17 protein-coding genes and 1 other annotated feature are annotated in these 15,716 nt (G+C 34.8%); of the genes, 5 read left to right on the top strand and 12 right to left on the bottom strand.

Features of this window, described 5'->3' with window-relative positions:
- Positions 1 to 219 precede the first annotated feature (219 nt).
- Entirely contained in the window at positions 220 to 1,182 is a 963-nt protein-coding gene (locus tag DN408_RS13785) for a tubby C-terminal domain-like protein (RefSeq protein ID WP_002185363.1), read from the bottom strand.
- A 536-nt stretch (positions 1,183 to 1,718) separates the two neighbouring features.
- Between DN408_RS13785 and DN408_RS13780 the strand changes: the two genes are divergently transcribed.
- Positions 1,719 to 2,216: a DinB family protein gene (locus tag DN408_RS13780; protein WP_078178989.1), complete on the top strand. Its 498-nt coding sequence runs from the start codon at positions 1,719 to 1,721 to the stop codon at positions 2,214 to 2,216.
- Between the two features lie 426 nt (positions 2,217 to 2,642).
- Here DN408_RS13780 and DN408_RS13775 read toward each other — a convergent pair whose 3' ends face one another.
- From DN408_RS13775 to DN408_RS13765, 3 genes are all read right to left on the bottom strand, one after another.
- Positions 2,643 to 3,353 (bottom strand): YjjG family noncanonical pyrimidine nucleotidase, encoded by a 711-nt coding sequence (locus DN408_RS13775; RefSeq protein ID WP_002185361.1) that lies wholly within the window; start codon positions 3,351 to 3,353, stop codon positions 2,643 to 2,645.
- Positions 3,354 to 3,510: 157 nt separating this feature from the next.
- Positions 3,511 to 4,542, bottom strand: a complete 1,032-nt coding sequence (locus DN408_RS13770) for a tyrosine-protein phosphatase (protein WP_002128296.1) — start codon at positions 4,540 to 4,542, stop codon at positions 3,511 to 3,513.
- A 180-nt stretch (positions 4,543 to 4,722) separates the two neighbouring features.
- Positions 4,723 to 5,445 carry a GNAT family N-acetyltransferase gene (locus DN408_RS13765; RefSeq protein ID WP_002128297.1) on the bottom strand — a complete coding sequence of 241 codons (723 nt, stop codon included), beginning with the start codon at positions 5,443 to 5,445 and terminating at the stop codon, positions 4,723 to 4,725.
- Positions 5,446 to 5,568: 123 nt separating this feature from the next.
- Between DN408_RS13765 and DN408_RS13760 the strand changes: the two genes are divergently transcribed.
- Together DN408_RS13760 and DN408_RS13755 are read left to right on the top strand one after the other, a co-directional pair.
- Positions 5,569 to 6,408, top strand: coding sequence for a DUF2785 domain-containing protein (locus tag DN408_RS13760; RefSeq protein ID WP_002013997.1), 840 nt, complete (start codon positions 5,569 to 5,571; stop codon positions 6,406 to 6,408).
- Between the two features lie 17 nt (positions 6,409 to 6,425).
- Positions 6,426 to 6,875: an NUDIX hydrolase gene (locus DN408_RS13755; RefSeq protein ID WP_002128299.1), complete on the top strand. Its 450-nt coding sequence runs from the start codon at positions 6,426 to 6,428 to the stop codon at positions 6,873 to 6,875.
- A gap of 118 nt (positions 6,876 to 6,993) precedes the next feature.
- On the opposite strand, the gene DN408_RS13750 is transcribed toward DN408_RS13755, so the two are convergent.
- The 6 genes from DN408_RS13750 to DN408_RS13725 all read right to left on the bottom strand — a co-directional run bounded on the left by DN408_RS13750 (position 6,994) and on the right by DN408_RS13725 (position 12,021).
- Positions 6,994 to 7,248 (bottom strand): YbeF family protein, encoded by a 255-nt coding sequence (locus DN408_RS13750; protein WP_078179078.1) that lies wholly within the window; start codon positions 7,246 to 7,248, stop codon positions 6,994 to 6,996.
- A 97-nt stretch (positions 7,249 to 7,345) separates the two neighbouring features.
- Entirely contained in the window at positions 7,346 to 7,726 is a 381-nt protein-coding gene (locus tag DN408_RS13745; protein WP_078179077.1) for a VOC family protein, read from the bottom strand.
- 45 nt (positions 7,727 to 7,771) lie between these two features.
- Positions 7,772 to 8,812 (bottom strand): ROK family transcriptional regulator, encoded by a 1,041-nt coding sequence (locus DN408_RS13740; RefSeq protein WP_002128302.1) that lies wholly within the window; start codon positions 8,810 to 8,812, stop codon positions 7,772 to 7,774.
- 123 nt (positions 8,813 to 8,935) lie between these two features.
- Positions 8,936 to 10,129 (bottom strand): MFS transporter, encoded by a 1,194-nt coding sequence (locus DN408_RS13735; protein WP_078179076.1) that lies wholly within the window; start codon positions 10,127 to 10,129, stop codon positions 8,936 to 8,938.
- Between the two features lie 69 nt (positions 10,130 to 10,198).
- Positions 10,199 to 10,762 carry a maltose acetyltransferase domain-containing protein gene (locus DN408_RS13730; protein ID WP_002033363.1) on the bottom strand — a complete coding sequence of 188 codons (564 nt, stop codon included), beginning with the start codon at positions 10,760 to 10,762 and terminating at the stop codon, positions 10,199 to 10,201.
- Between the two features lie 221 nt (positions 10,763 to 10,983).
- Positions 10,984 to 12,021, bottom strand: coding sequence for a tryptophan--tRNA ligase (locus tag DN408_RS13725; RefSeq protein ID WP_147740215.1), 1,038 nt, complete (start codon positions 12,019 to 12,021; stop codon positions 10,984 to 10,986).
- A gap of 5 nt (positions 12,022 to 12,026) precedes the next feature.
- Positions 12,027 to 12,233 (bottom strand) — a binding site (T-box leader).
- 137 nt (positions 12,234 to 12,370) lie between these two features.
- Between DN408_RS13725 and DN408_RS13720 the strand changes: the two genes are divergently transcribed.
- Positions 12,371 to 13,528 (top strand): 1-deoxy-D-xylulose-5-phosphate reductoisomerase, encoded by a 1,158-nt coding sequence (locus tag DN408_RS13720; protein ID WP_078179131.1) that lies wholly within the window; start codon positions 12,371 to 12,373, stop codon positions 13,526 to 13,528.
- 28 nt (positions 13,529 to 13,556) lie between these two features.
- Here DN408_RS13720 and DN408_RS13715 read toward each other — a convergent pair whose 3' ends face one another.
- Complete coding sequence (locus DN408_RS13715) at positions 13,557 to 14,678, bottom strand: AI-2E family transporter (RefSeq protein ID WP_002128308.1); 1,122 nt, start codon at positions 14,676 to 14,678, stop codon at positions 13,557 to 13,559.
- A 64-nt stretch (positions 14,679 to 14,742) separates the two neighbouring features.
- Positions 14,743 to 14,991, bottom strand: coding sequence for a GlsB/YeaQ/YmgE family stress response membrane protein (locus tag DN408_RS13710; RefSeq protein WP_002014007.1), 249 nt, complete (start codon positions 14,989 to 14,991; stop codon positions 14,743 to 14,745).
- 231 nt (positions 14,992 to 15,222) lie between these two features.
- Here DN408_RS13710 and DN408_RS13705 point away from each other — a divergent pair, with 231 nt between their 5' ends.
- Complete coding sequence (locus DN408_RS13705; protein ID WP_002128309.1) at positions 15,223 to 15,693, top strand: GNAT family N-acetyltransferase; 471 nt, start codon at positions 15,223 to 15,225, stop codon at positions 15,691 to 15,693.
- Positions 15,694 to 15,716 lie beyond the last annotated feature (23 nt).

The following is a 15,716-nucleotide window of genomic DNA, read 5'->3' as shown; positions in this document are numbered from 1 at the left end:
TATAAAGTTGCATTATTTTTCCTTTTTATATTTTTTATTTATTAAAAAAGAAATAACATTTATACATTTTAATAACTATTTACAATTATAAACAAAATATGAGATGTTATAACTGTAAATTCCTAAAAAAAGAAAAGCGACAAAATGCAATCTTCACACCAGAACCACATAAAAAATACCGGTATCCTTCCCATGAAGAATACCAGTACTTTTCATTTATCACCCATATAAAACAGCATGAAATACACCTAACAGTAAGTATTGATCCTCTATATAATCCTCATCATATACATCCATCTCGATATAATACATATCTTCCTCAAGACGAATATTCCAATCTGCGATTACATAGCCGTTTCGTAATAATTTTCCAAGCCCAATTGAAGTTTTGTGAACAACATATTCTTCTGTCTTATATGTAAAAGTAAATAAGAAATTTGCATCTAATAACTTTCCGTCACATACAAGTATTTCATGCTCTGCATCATTATTATCGATGTACGTTACTAAAATCCTTCTTTGACGCTGCCTACTTACATCCTTTGCAATGACGCGAATATTGTTCTTACTATCCTTTATTTCATAAATGATATTACTACCGACTTTCGGAATGAAGTCTAGCACTTTCATCAACGTATTTTTATAATAGCCCCGTACTGCGCCTACTCCTTCGCTTCCATTGTAAACCTCTATCGAAGTCGTATCCGCTTTACTATCACACAGTCGTTTATAAGAAAGCTGCATCATTCGCTCTCCTCTTAAGTACTGATCAAACGTCACAGGATATCCTATCGCGCGCAGTTCCTTATTTAGCTCATATAAATAGCGTTGAACGCTCTCTACTAATGTTGTAGTTGATATACGCTCTTGAAGTTCAAATTGCTGCCAACTGGAAAAAACTCTCCACTGATCTTCCTCTTCATATACGAATCCGAGAATTACTTCCTCACGGTCACTCGTTTCATAATTCAATTGTTCTTTCTGCCCATGTTGCACTTGTTCCATCCACTGTCCTAAATAAATGCCAAGCTCTGCAACCTTCATGCATGACTTCTGAAAAAATACGCTGTCACTCACGCGAATTGTTAAATCCCCTTCAATAAAGCCATTTGCATAAGCGGCATACCGTGGCTCATCCTTCTGCGGGATAGCCTTGTCTAACTCAAATAAAAACGTTAACACCTTTCACTCACCTCTAGTTGTTACACAGCTCATACATGACATCGCATCACTCTGAGAAACTATGTATATATGAACATTTAATTATCGCATTATAACACGTGAAAGACCTTAGTATAGTAGCGCTATTTTTGCTTCGCGAACTCCCTCATAATAGAATAACTATCCTTTTATTATTTTTTTCTTGACTTAGAGTTCACTCTAATTATTATAATCAACTCATAGTTCATTCACAATAAAATCAATTGGATAAAATTCAGGAGGGATCGGAAAAGCTAAAATCAAAAGTGGCTGACATTAACGCAGACCTGAATGTTGTCATTCGAACCTTTGATTTATCTGTTAATACAATTGTACATTAAGGTACTAATCAAATAAAAACCTACGATTTCCTGTACGTTAAGAAGTCAGTGATTCTTGCCTTATTTTACTTTCTCTTAATAGTCGTAAAGCTTCTATAATTTATTTAGTACATATAAAAAAGACGGAATCATAAAATCAGCAAATTAGAAAATAAAACAAGATGGGAGTCAGTTATTATGGAGCAATCAAATAAAGCGTTTAGCCAGGCATTAGTAAAATCGTTAAGAGGAGAACGAGGACATCTTCCCATCAAGAATGCTTTGTCGGATATAGACGTGGCGCTTGCGGGAAAACGCAGAGAGGTACTGCCTTATTCTATTTATCAATTAGTGAAACACATGACCTATTGGCAAGATTTTCTCTTATTATCCGCTCAGGGGAAGAAGCCTGCATTGCCTGCCCATGTAAAAGAGAGCTGGCCTGAAGAAGAATGCCCTGGCAGTGAGGAAGAGTGGCAACAGATTATTCAGTATTTTCTTCAAGGGATTGAACAGGCATGCACGATCGCCCAAACTGTTCAATTGGACAAAACATTGGAGGAATGGCCTGGTGAAACCCCTGGCGGTGTTCTACGGAATATTGCATCTCATAACTCCTACCATTTAGGAGAAATTGTGCTGATTCGCAGATTATTTAGTGCTTGGCCACCGCCAACAGGCGGATATCCGGTCTAAACAAGGAAAGGGTTCCACCCCATGCCCATTAACTTAAGATTTTGAATTACACCCAAAACGAAATTTTTACCACTTTACAGTTATTTATGAGAATTAAATTCATTTTTTTCATTACTGGGGAACAAGCATTTTTTAAACTTGATGGAGATAGGGTATAAAAATACAAATTTCATCTCCGAAAAAAATAAAAAAACGATTGCTTGGATCCTAAGAGGCAATCGTTTTTTTTAGCTGTTTGTAATGACCAATTACAAACAGCTAAATATATTATTTAGTGTTATTTCTGTTTTCTTTCAGTAAAATTTTTTTGACTTGGTACCATCTTTTTTTGTTCCATACCTTAGTATATGAAATTATATGAACGATTTTTCAAATATATCTACCGTAACTTAATATATATCAATTAATCGAAAAATCTTAACTCTATTAAAATGAAGCTACCTTTTCTTCCGCCACTTCCGCAATTTCTAAAATTTGTAGCAGGCTCTCCACTTCATAGGTCGGCTTAACACCTGCCGTATTTTCTTTCAGACTCGGATTATACCAACACGTATCAATACCGTAATCTTCTCCGCCTTTCATATCAGAAGTTAGCGAATCTCCAACCATTAGTACACTTGATTTATCAGTAATCCCAAACTTCTCAAAAGCATAATCAAAAATCTCACGCGCTGGTTTTTGATGGCCGACTTCTTCAGAAATAATAATATGATCAAAGAAGTTACATAAAGGCGAATTTCCAATTCTAGATTGTTGCACTTTTGTATATCCATTCGTAATGATACCTAACTTACAATCTTGAAGATTCTCACATAGTTTCACTGCACCATCTATAAGATGTACTTCTTTTCCTAAGTTTTCAAGGTATACGTCACTAAAATGCTGCGCGTCTACTTCTATATTATGAAGAGCAAATAATTGTCTAAATCGATCTACCGCTAATTCACTTAGCGTAATCATTTTATTCTCTAAATCTCTCCATAATCCATTACTAATCTCTTTATAACTTGCAAGATAATCATTATATCCTGTAGGCATGCCAAATTGTACAAACGCGTTATGTAATGCGTTTCTTTCTGTTTCAGGGAAATCTAATAATGTATCGTCTACGTCGAATAGTATTACTTTGTATTTCATGATGTTCGCCTCAATTCCTATATTCTCATAGCTTAATTATAGCAACAATAATAAAAGGAGGCTAATCCAATCAGCCTCCCTCCTCATTATTTATCCCGCATTAACGGGCAGTCCGATTGGTGAAGGCTAATAATCAGTGGGGATGCCCCCACACTGATTAAAGTTTCACTTTATCTTCTAGCAATAACACTTTCATTTCCTCTAACGATTCTTTCGTAAAGCCAAGAGCTTTTTCAGCGTATGCTTCCACTGATCCATATTGCTTTTTAACTTCATCAATCGCAGCTTGTAAATACTCAGCACGTGCTTCAAACATTGCACCTAATATTGCTCTACTTTCGTCGTTCTGTAATTTCGCACCTAAAAAGGCCATCATTTTTTCATTTAACTTTTCACGGAAACCGTTACTTAGTAAGTAGTCTTCCATTACTGTTTTTTCCGGTACACCTAGTAAAAGTAATAATAATGCAGAGCCAAATCCTGTACGGTCTTTTCCAGCTGTACAGTGGTTTACTAACGGTAAGTTTTCCGGGTTTTGCGCCAGTTTTAAGAAGCTCACGAATGCTTCATTACCACTTACGAAATCTTGATTCATTTTCACAAGATACTCGCCTGGTTTCCCTAACATAGAAAGGTCACCAACTTGGAAAAATTCATTTATATTCAAGTCTTTCGCCAAGTCTTGCATAACTGGTAAGCACACTTGACGAGCACCTGTAACACTTGGGTTCGGCTTATGCTTCACTTCAAAATCTGTACGGTAGTCACAAATTAATTTTAAGCTAGACTTCTGTAAATACTCGATATCCCATTCTGTTAATCCTGCTAATTCTTCAGAACGATACAATTTACCCCATTTTACTTTACGGCCTTCAGTCGTTTCATATCCTCCCATATCACGGAAGTTAAACGCACCTTGTAATGGTAATCTACGCTCAGCTACTGTCACTGCTTGTCCATTACTTCCTACTAACCTAAAATATGGACGCTCATTTTCACTCGGGTTTTCAATTGTACATGCTGAATCCCCACTTACTGTTACAAGTAATTCTCCATTTTCTTCAATATGATTTGGTGAAGTACTCCAATAAATACGAACTTCTTCTATATTATTTTCCCACTTTATATGTAACGTATTATCTTCATTTCGTTCTACAGTTGCTTGTAGCCAATTTCTTTGTTGCTTCATACTTTCACCAACGCTTTCTTCGTATAGTCTAATCCTTCTCTATTGTATTATAGGAACGCTTACTTTGTCGTTTCGATTTTTCTTTTTATCTTACAAACATGCAAAAAGTTCTTTTACTTGTTCATAAGTTGTACACGGATTCCCGCTAAATGAGTTCGAGAGAGTAAGCCATCCATCCTTCTAAAACCTTCTCACATATCGCTCAGTAGAGCTCAGCTGCTGACATCCGTTCTTTTCAAAGACATCCTTCATCCACTCGTTTTGTACATTTGTCTCGCCAATATAATAAGATGCGCCTATTTCTTTTAAGACAAACATTGCCCCTGTAAAGAATGCTGCTTCATACCCTTTATTTCGCATATTTGGAGCGACTGCGAAATACATAAGTTTTCCTTCTTCTAACGTACCTCTTTCAATATGCGGGATTACAATTCCTATTGGCTCTTCATCGATACTTGCTGTTAAACAATGTTCTTTCCATTGCCCACCTATTTCTTGTAGCATCGTATTTACAAATTGATCATAATCGATTTGTTCTCCCGTCACTTCATTCCACAGTGAATAAAAAGCGTCTTCGCCCATCTCTTCAATAAGCTTAAAATCAATATCACTTTTTATATCTTCCACTTCATATATATCCTTAAATACAATCATGTTTTCAGTAATATATTCAAATGAATACGTTTCGAAACATTTCTTATACACATCATAATTTGGGCTTTTTGAAGAAATCTCAAATTGAAATTCTTCTATTCCATCTTTTTCAGCTTCAGCAACGCAATATTGCATTATCTCTTCTAATTGCTCTTCTGTAAAAACCTCTGCATCATTTTCTTTTATCATTATAGAAGAAGCATTTTTTCTTATTTTAAAATGTTTTTCTAACTGTTCTATAGTCATCATATACTTCCCTCATCTATGTCATACTCGAATTTCTACTTGTTCTCCTTGCATGAGCAGGATTGTCCTTGAATATATAGAATACTAGAAAACATCGCATCTTTAAAGTGCGGAGGAGGTTCTCCATTGGATATTACAGCGCTGCAACAACAGTTAGAGCTTATACAACAAAATGACTATACGCAACTGCAACATATAGATATTAATGAGTTAACGCTCAATATGCTTCAGTATATCGGAACAACTGATAGTTACGTTCGTTACCAACTTATATATAAATGTTTTGCACATTTCATTCATCATGAATTCCTTATGGATGATCAGTTGAAATTACTTCTACAAACTTGTTTAAGTGATGAGTATTTATATTGTGACATTCACTCCCCACTTACAGATGGGGTTTTCACACGTTCTTATACTGTTTCGTTACTTGCATTAATACTCCAATTCGCTAACTCGCACTACTTTTTTACAGAGGAGGATATCGAAGAAATAAAAAACAAACTCATTACATACACAAACTTAGAAATGGATTTTCGAGGCTATATTGAAAATAAAGGATGGGCTCATTGTCTTGCCCACGTATCTGATGCCTTTTCTGAAATTGTTCACAATTCCTATACGACCTTTGAATGGTACGAGGAATTAATTCATTGTTTATTAAATAAAATTTTCATCCCATCGGATCTTTTTCATAATAATGAAGATGAACGAATTGTTACACCGTTACTATCTATGCTATATCATGACTTCCCGCAAGATGAGTTAATTTCAATTATTTATAAAAAAATAAAAAGGCTTCCTCAAATTAGAAAACGCCTTTCCCTTAATGAGTATTGTATTTTATGCGCAAACATTAAAATCTTTTTACGCACATTATTTTTTAGAACAAAAGATGATCATAACTTAGCATTTACAGCACGTAAAACAGAAAAAATGTTAAAAGAACTGCCTAATTATTATTAAATATAAGGAGAAGAATTATGGGCTATATTGAAGACATGAGAAATCTAGTAGGAAATCATCCACTCATTTTAATCGGATCACACGCCATTATATTAAATGAGAAAAATGAAATATTATTGCAGCTCCGTACAGATTTTAATCGCTGGGGCATTATTGGTGGCGCCTTAGAATATAACGAAACGTTAGAAGACGCTTTACAACGAGAAGTATATGAAGAAACTGGACTTATCATTAAAAATCCAGAACTATTCCGTACATACTCAGGACCTGATTTCTTTCAAATCTATCCAAACGGCGATCAAGTACATGGTGTACTCGTTGTTTATATTTGCCGAGAATTCCACGGTCAGCTTATATGTGATCAAACTGAGTCAAAAGAATTACGCTTCTTTCCGCTTGATGAGTTACCTATTACTCTTCATCCAGTTATTGAACGTATTATTAGGGAGTTTCAGCACTCCAATTAAAAAACATTACATATTGTATATAGAAATAAAACAACCTCATTTCCCGTCATGATAACGCGAAATGAGGTTGTTATCGTTCAGCATAAATCCCTATTCCCCCAAAAATAACCAAATGATATTAACGTTCACTTTCTACAGCTGTATATCCCCTTACAAATAAGAGTGTTATATAAGAAGTAATGAATGAAAAAATAGTATACATGCCCACCCAAAAGAAAAATGATGGATCATACAATGTAACATTTAACATAAGAAAAATAAGAAATATTACCATTGGCATCACATAAAATGCACCTAATTTATATGTCCCAGCTATTGAAAAAATAAAAATAAGCAATGGATATATACAGAAAATAAAAATGAATTTACTCACTGTTATGTCCCCCTTTCTGAAGAAATAATAGGTTTCTCGTAAACATTTTGGGGAACAACAAAGTTTTATTTTTTATCAGTTATTAATAAATATAATGTTAGATTGTTATCTCAATCTGATTTCCTTCAGGATCACTTACTACACTTTCATAGTAACCATCCCCTGTAGTACGCGGGCCGTTTAACACAGGGTATCCTGCTTCTCTTAATGTATTAGTTAATTCGTTCACTTTTTCTTTACTACCTACAGAAAAAGCAATATGCACATATCCTATTGTTTGTACTTGTGTTTTACCGTCTATCCCTACTTGTCTCATAAGTTCTAGACGCGCTCCACCTTCAAAAGTTATAAAATAAGATTCAAACTGCTTTTTCGAATTGTGATATAAGCTATTTTCTTCACCACCAAAGTACTGTTTATAGAAATCACGCATTCCTTCTAAATCATTTACCCAAATTGCTACATGTTCAATTTTCATAATCGACACCTTTTCTTTTACAGTATTCAACCAACAATTTGATATTTAATTTTCTTTGCTTGTTCTTGTTATCATCAGATCAAGTCCAAGACTTTTTAATCCATATAAATAATCTTCTTTCCAATCGCTCACTGTTATTTTCGGAATATGTTCTGCCGGAATGTACTTCGGACAAGTTTTTACAATTTGATCTATTACGAATTGATTCAATTCATCATCACAGAAGATAAAGGCATGAGGGTTAATAATAGCTATACATGTAGCTATTAAACGAGTAATGGCATCTATATTATATTGCTCTGGATTATTTGAATCTCTTACTGCATCTTCACTTCTCAAAGATTGTAAGAAGTTTTTATTATCATACTGTGGAACGAAAGATATCTCCCCTGAGAAAAAGGTACTCCCTCGTACCACATCTCCATTTATCATAATTCCCGCCCCTGGGCCGTTTTGACCTGAATACAAATATACAAGAGATGATTTATCATTATTTCCAGTATTTTTATAATAGCCAAGGACTGCGGCATTCATATCATTTTCTATTACTACAGGTATAGAAAACAGATCCTCCAAATGACTTTTCAAATTAAAATTTTGGAACTTTTCATAACCAGGTATATAAAAAATACGACCATTATCAACCGAACCAGGCACACCAATTGATATAGAGCTTATTTTCGGGAATGTAGCTATAAGACTTTCAATATGTTTAGATAATAGATTTACGCCAGTATCAATTAATACACTTGAAGTACTTCCTTGTTCTTTTACTTCCCCTAAACAGTTGAAAATTGTATAGTTTGTCTCATTTTTTTCTAAAAATATCGCTAGACCTAACATATATTCCGGATTATACGCATATCGTTTCGCTCTTCTTCCGCCACTTGAATCATCTAAACCGACTAGAGTGATTTCTCCGTCTTGTTTCATTTTTTCTATAAATTTACTCACAGTTGGAAAACTGATTTCTAATGTATTACTAAGTTCAACTTTCGTTGCACTACCTTGCTCTAGAAGAGCTGTACGAATGCCGCGAAGGATCGTCTCTTTAATCGATTTTTGAGTAACAAATTGTTCACTCAAATCGCTCACCACCTTAATCAACATACTTATTAAACACTTTTAATAAGTTGCGTTGACAATATATCATACATCATTTTCTAAAGCAATAGAGATGATACATTTCCGCTGGCATGCACTCCTTATTTAGCTCGATTTATTCTCTCTCGTAACAGACGATACAATTCCAGACAAGAGAACAAATAATAAAACAGCTAACAAGGCATTGCGTATCCCGAATGCTTCCCCCAGTATACCTAAGAATGGTGGTCCGACTAAAAATGCTGTATAACCGATTATAGAAACTGCAGCAACATTAGAAGTCGCATTTTCACGGTCATCTCCAGCAGCTGACAGACCAATTGGGAACCCTAGCGCTGCACCAATCCCCCACAGTACTACACCAAATGCTAGAAAATACGAATTACTCCCAAATATTACGATTGAAATTCCTAGAATCGCCATCATAATGGTGGCACGTACGACAGCGACACGACCGAATCGATCAAGGAAATAGCTGCTACACATACGAGTTAACGTCATTGCTAATACAAAAATTGTGTACATAATAGAACCTGCCACTATACTTTGCTCGTGTCCATCTACCATCACGATAGGTAGCCAATCATTTGCACTACCTTCTGCAAATGCCATTCCGAGTACAAAAAGACCAATTAAAAGCACCTTTTTTTCCATACGTAAGGTCGTATGCTTCTCTCTCCTTTTGTTCCACGATTTCTCCTTCTTTCCTGTTCCATGCGGAAGAAAACGATACACCATACATACAAGTAATACAAACACGACCGAAATCGCAAGAAACTGATACAGAATCGGGATGTGAAGCGACGCTGCGACAGAACCACTGAGCGCGCCTACTAAAGTTCCTACACTAAAAAAGCCATGGAATTTCGGAAGAAGAGTTGTTCCTACTTTCTGCTCAATGGAAGAACCTTCTACATTCAATGCGACTTCCGCCAATCCGTAGCCTACTCCAAATACTAGTAAGCTACTAAAAGCCCCCATACTAGAAACAAAATAAATATTTATACCTAAACAAATCAATCCAACAATCATAAAAAACATACTGCCTATAATAACGTCTCTAGCTCCCTTACAGTCAATAAAGCGGCTTGCACTCAGTAAACCAATTATTGAACCGACAGATAGTCCGAATAAAATCCAGCCCATTTCTGCATTTGACACTGCTAACATATCTCGAGTAGCTGCTGTTCTTGAAATCCATGTAGCAAACGCGACACCTGGCAAAGCAAATAAGAGAAAAAGAGCATTTCGAGAGGCAAGTAATGTCTTTGTATGATTATACGCACTATTTTTCTTCATATGAAACACCTTTCACATTGTCTATACGATACGACACCAGTTTATTCATGCATCCGTGAAAAATGATTTCTATAAGTCTATCATTTTCATAACTTTGGCTGGATTACCACCAACTACTACATTATTAGGTACATCTTTTGTCACAACTGCCCCTGAAGCAATTACAGCGTTGTCTCCAATTGAAATACCAGGGTTAATAATAGCTCCCCCACCAACCCAAACATTGTTACCAATCTTTACAGGCTTTCCATATTCTTTTCCAGAATTCCGCTCTACCGGATGTAAAGGATGAGTGGCCGTATAAATATGGACACCAGGTGCAAACATACAATTATCACCGATTCGAACTTCACAAACGTCCAAAATAACACAATTGAAATTTGCGAAAAAGCTCTTTCCAATGTGGATATTGTAGCCGTAATCACAACGAAAATCAGGATTAATGTGGGTTTTTCCGTCAGCTGAAGAACCTAAAAGCTGCTCTAACAAGGTAAAGCGGCTTTCATCACCAGTCTCCATCGCCTCGTTATAAAGGCGTGTTAAACGTTTTGCCTCAATCCTATCAGCTACTAATTCTTCGTCATCCGCAATATACATTTCTCCCGCCAACATCTTTTCTTTCTCAGTTTTCATCTAATCATCTCCTTCGTTATCGAATGAATCAAACTTATTAAATTAGTTTAATAAGTGACTTTAATGTTACTTATTAAACATGTTTAATAAGTAACCCTATATTAACATATTTTTATTAATATGCAATTAATAAATTCAGTAAAAAATGCGAATCCCTCATTTTACATGCAGATAAAACGAATAAATAATTAAGATTCACATAGAAAAAAACAAGGGAGCGCTCAGCGTCCCCTCTCAAATCCAATCTGTTTTTTAATTTCCACCAAATTCACCTTCGCAATAGCCCGCGCCCTCTCAGCACCTTTTTCTAATGCTTCATATAGTAAATGTGGATCATTCATATAATTTCCGTATTTTCCCCTAGGTCCTGAGAGTTCACGATTTACAACGCGGAATAACTCTTTTTTCACATCGCCCCATCCGATTCCAGTCTCATACTTTTCGCGTAACGCCTGAATTTCGTCTTCCTTCGCAAATTCTTTATATATCATAAATAACGTTTCTAGTTCTTTCGGTACATTCGGAAGTGAGGAATCTGTTTTTATTTTAAATATTAACTTTCTAAGTTTTTCTTGCTCTGCAAATAATGGGATAACATTTCCGTAACTTTTACTCATCTTTCTTCCATCAAGTCCCGGTAAAATTGCCCCTTCTTCTTGTATGACATACTCTGGAAGCGTAAATGTCATACAAAATGTATGATTAAAGTACGTCGCAATGTCACGAGCAATTTCAATATGCTGAATTTGATCTTTTCCGACAGGTACATGAGTAGCTTGAAATAATAATATATCAGCCGCCATTAAAATCGGGTACGTATATAATCCCATATTCACACCTGCATCAATTTCTAATCCCGCTTCTTTATTTTGCTCTACCTTCGCTTTATATGCATGGGCACGATTCATAAGTCCTTTCGGAGTTAGACAAGCTAATATCCAAGCTAATTCTAGAATCTCTGGCACTTCTGTTTGTCGATAGAAAATAACATCTTCTCCAAGTCCGAGTGATAACCATGTAGCTGCTACCTCTTTCGTGTAACTACTGAACTTTGCTGGATCATGCACAGCATTTAACGCATGATAGTCTGCTATGAAATATAACGCTTTTCCTTCTTTGTTTTTTGACATTTGTAATGCAGGTTTAATCGCACCAATATAATTGCCTAAATGCGGGTAACCTGTTGGTTTAATTCCTGTTAACATAATTTTCTCGCTCATCCTAACTCCTCCTTTCTCAAAATAAAAAGAGCACCTCATCCTAAAAAAAGGACGAGAGACTCCCGCGGTACCACCTTAATTAGCTATATTATAGCTCACTTCAACTTCTTAACGTGAAGTAACCGTCTTCGCCTACTCATTTAAGCTAGAAGCTCCAGAGCCCATTCCATATTCATCACTTACTGATTCCCACCAAATATCAGCTCTCTGAAAAGTTTTGAATATGTACTCTTCTCTTTCATTGCTTTTTAGTTTTTTTTACAGTTTATCACATTTCCTTTCCAATTAAACCCTAATTTTCTGTTTTATATAGCAGGAATTTCCACCTTAATTGTCTAATAATATATAGGTTTGCAGAAATACTCGAAACAACTTTGGAGGTTTTTTCATGGTAAAATATATATCCATTTTAGGTTCAACAGGATCCATTGGCACATCTGCATTAGATGTCGTTTCCGCTCATCCTGAACATTTTAAAATCGTCGGTTTAACCGCAAATTATAATATCGATCTTCTCGAAAAACAAATCGAATCTTTTCAGCCTCGTATTGTAAGCGTAGCGACAAAAGAATTAGCGGACACATTACGTTCTCGTATTTCAACAAATACAAAAATTACATATGGAACTGATGGTTTACTTGAAGTATCTACCCATCCTGATACAAATCTTGTATTAATTTCAGTTGTCGGTGTTTCAGGTTTACTCCCAACAATTGAAGCATTAAAGGCGAAGAAAGATATCGCTATCGCTAACAAAGAAACTTTAGTTGCAGCTGGACATATCGTCACCGAACTAGCGAAACAAAACGGATGCCGCCTAATTCCAGTTGATAGTGAACATTCAGCCATTTTCCAATGTTTAAATGGGGAAAATAATAAGGAAATCGAAAAATTAATTGTTACAGCTTCTGGCGGCGCTTTTCGTGATAAAACACGTGAAGAAATGAAAATATTACAAGCGAAGGATGCTTTAAAACACCCAAACTGGTTAATGGGCGCAAAACTAACGATAGATTCTGCCACGTTAATGAATAAAGGGTTTGAAGTGATGGAAGCTAAGTGGCTATTCGATATTCCTTATGAAAAAATTGATGTTATGATTCATAAAGAAAGCATCATTCACTCTTTAGTGGAATTTATTGATGGATCAGTCATGGCACAGCTCGGTGCTCCTGATATGAGAATGCCGATTCAATATGCGTTTCACTACCCTACTCGACTACCTTCATCCTATGAAAAATTAAATTTATTAGAAATTGGTAGTTTGCATTTTGAAAAACCAAATTTAGAGAAGTTCCCCTGTCTACAATATGCATTTGAATGTGGAAAAATCGGCGGTACAACTCCAGCCGTATTAAATGCAGCGAACGAAATTGCAAATGCACTATTTCTTAAAAATGAAATTGCATTTTTCGATATCGAAAAAACAATTTACAATACAGTTGAAGCTCATCATAACGTAAAAGATCCTTCACTCGATGATATATTAGAAGCTGATCAATGGGCACGCCAATACACAAATCAATTGTTAATGAAAAAGAGCTAAAACAGGTTTCTCTGTTTTAGCTCTTTTTTCACGTATTCAACTTCACAAATCTATAACCGTGCGTAACTAAAACTTTTAATATCGCATACCCTGGAATTGCTAAAATAATCCCCATAATTCCAAATAAATTCCCCGCAGTTAAAATGATAAATATAATAGTAATCGGGTGAATATCTAACTTTTTCCCCATGACTTGCGGAGAAATAAATTTACCTTCTGCTAATTGTACAATCATCATAACGATAATTACTTTTAACACCATTGATGGCGAGTCGATAAATGCGATAATTAAAGCTGGTGTAATTGCAATGATTGGTCCTACGTACGGAACGATATTTACAATCATCGCTAAAATAGCAAGTAGTACCGCATATTTAATACCAATAATAAGATAACCGATTAATAGCATAATACCGATAAATAAACTAACAATAATTTGTCCTCTAATATACGAACTAATCGCATAATGCATATCATCTAGTATTCTCTTCGCAGCTGGTTGTCTTTGCTCAGATATAAACTTTAAAAAATGATTCGGTAATTGCTCACCATCTTTTAAAAGATAGAACAAAATAAATGGAACCATTACAAATGTTAAAACAACTTCAGTAATTGTACTTAAAAATCCAGTTACATTTCCTGTTACTGATGATAATGATTTTGTAAAGTTCATTGTAGAATCTTTTACAATATTAGCAAAATCAACATTTAAACTTTCCTGCATTCTACCAATTACATTACTTTCTCCAAATTTACGTGCTGCCCTTTCGATTTCATGCCCGAAATATGGCAAGTTATCTATTAAAGCATTTACTTGATCTTTAATAATTGGAATAACCGTGACCGCAAGAAAAACAAATAATCCAAGAACAATTATATATATCGAGGCAATTGACACAATTCTCGACACACCTTTTCTTTCTAAAAGAGAAACGAATGGATGCAATATATAAAATAGTACTCCCGCTAATAATACTGGGAAAAAGATTGTTTTTAAAAATACGACGAACGGTGTAAAGACGAATGATATTTTTGTAAGTAATAATATATTTACAAACAGCAACGCGAATCCAAGTAGTACAGCTAAATAATTTTGTTCTTTAAAAAACTTTTTCAACTTATCTCTTTTTCTTATATTTACTTTCTCCAAATGTACCACCTCTCTAATTAGGAAAAGCCCTAAAAGGGCTTTATAAAACAATCAGTAATAACCTTTATTTTCTTGCAACTTTTACTACAAATGATACAATAAGAATTAACACAATTGCACCTAATAATGCTGGCACGACATGAATCCCACCAAATGATGGCCCAAAAGATCCAAATAATCTACTACCTAACCAAGCTCCTAGTAAACCAGCAATTATATTTCCAAACATACCAGCCGGAAAATTTTTACCCGTTATAGAACTAGCAATTATACCTATAATAGCACCAACTATTAATGTAATAATCCATCCCATTTTTAGTCCCTCATTTCTATTATAGTTTGTATTATCAAATACAAGAGTAGCTAAACTCTTATATAAGATTACGTATTTATCTACGCTAACCATATCCTACTATAGAAATATACCTACGAACATTTTATGTATGGAGATACATATATTATATGCAAAAAAGAAAAAAATTGTCAAACTTACCCACAAATCAATTATATTAATATATCATATTTAAAGGAGGCGTTATTATCTATGATTCATAAATTACTTCCCACTTCTTATGAAGTAGCAACATCCATTTTAAATGTTCAACTTCCAGCTTATAAAATTGAAGCAGACTTTTTAAACAGTACTGCAATACCTCGTTTATATGATACTGTAAACGATATTCAAAATTGTGATGAAACATTCTATGGATATTTCTCTGAAAATAAACTCGTCGGCTTTATTTCTTTTATACAAGAAGAAGAACTAATCGATATCCACAGATTAGTTGTATCGCCCAATTTTTTTCAAAAAGGAATCGCAACGAAACTGCTACTTTATATATTTAACATGTTCTCGTCTTCAATGACATACATTGTACAAACAGGTAAAGCCAATACTCCAGCTCTCGCATTATATAAAAAACACAGCTTCATTGAAGTAACAGATACAACACTACCTGATGGCATGATCCTTACGCAACTAAAAAGACAGAAAACACAAAATAGTTTGACTTAATTATTTATTTATGTTATTTTTTA

The sequence above is a fragment of the Bacillus sp. AR13-1 genome, from assembly GCF_008042285.1.
Taxonomy (GTDB): domain Bacteria; phylum Bacillota; class Bacilli; order Bacillales; family Bacillaceae_G; genus Bacillus_A; species Bacillus_A mycoides.
The sequence above is the reverse complement of the archived record's forward strand: the minus strand, read 5'-3'. Positions and strand labels throughout refer to the sequence as shown.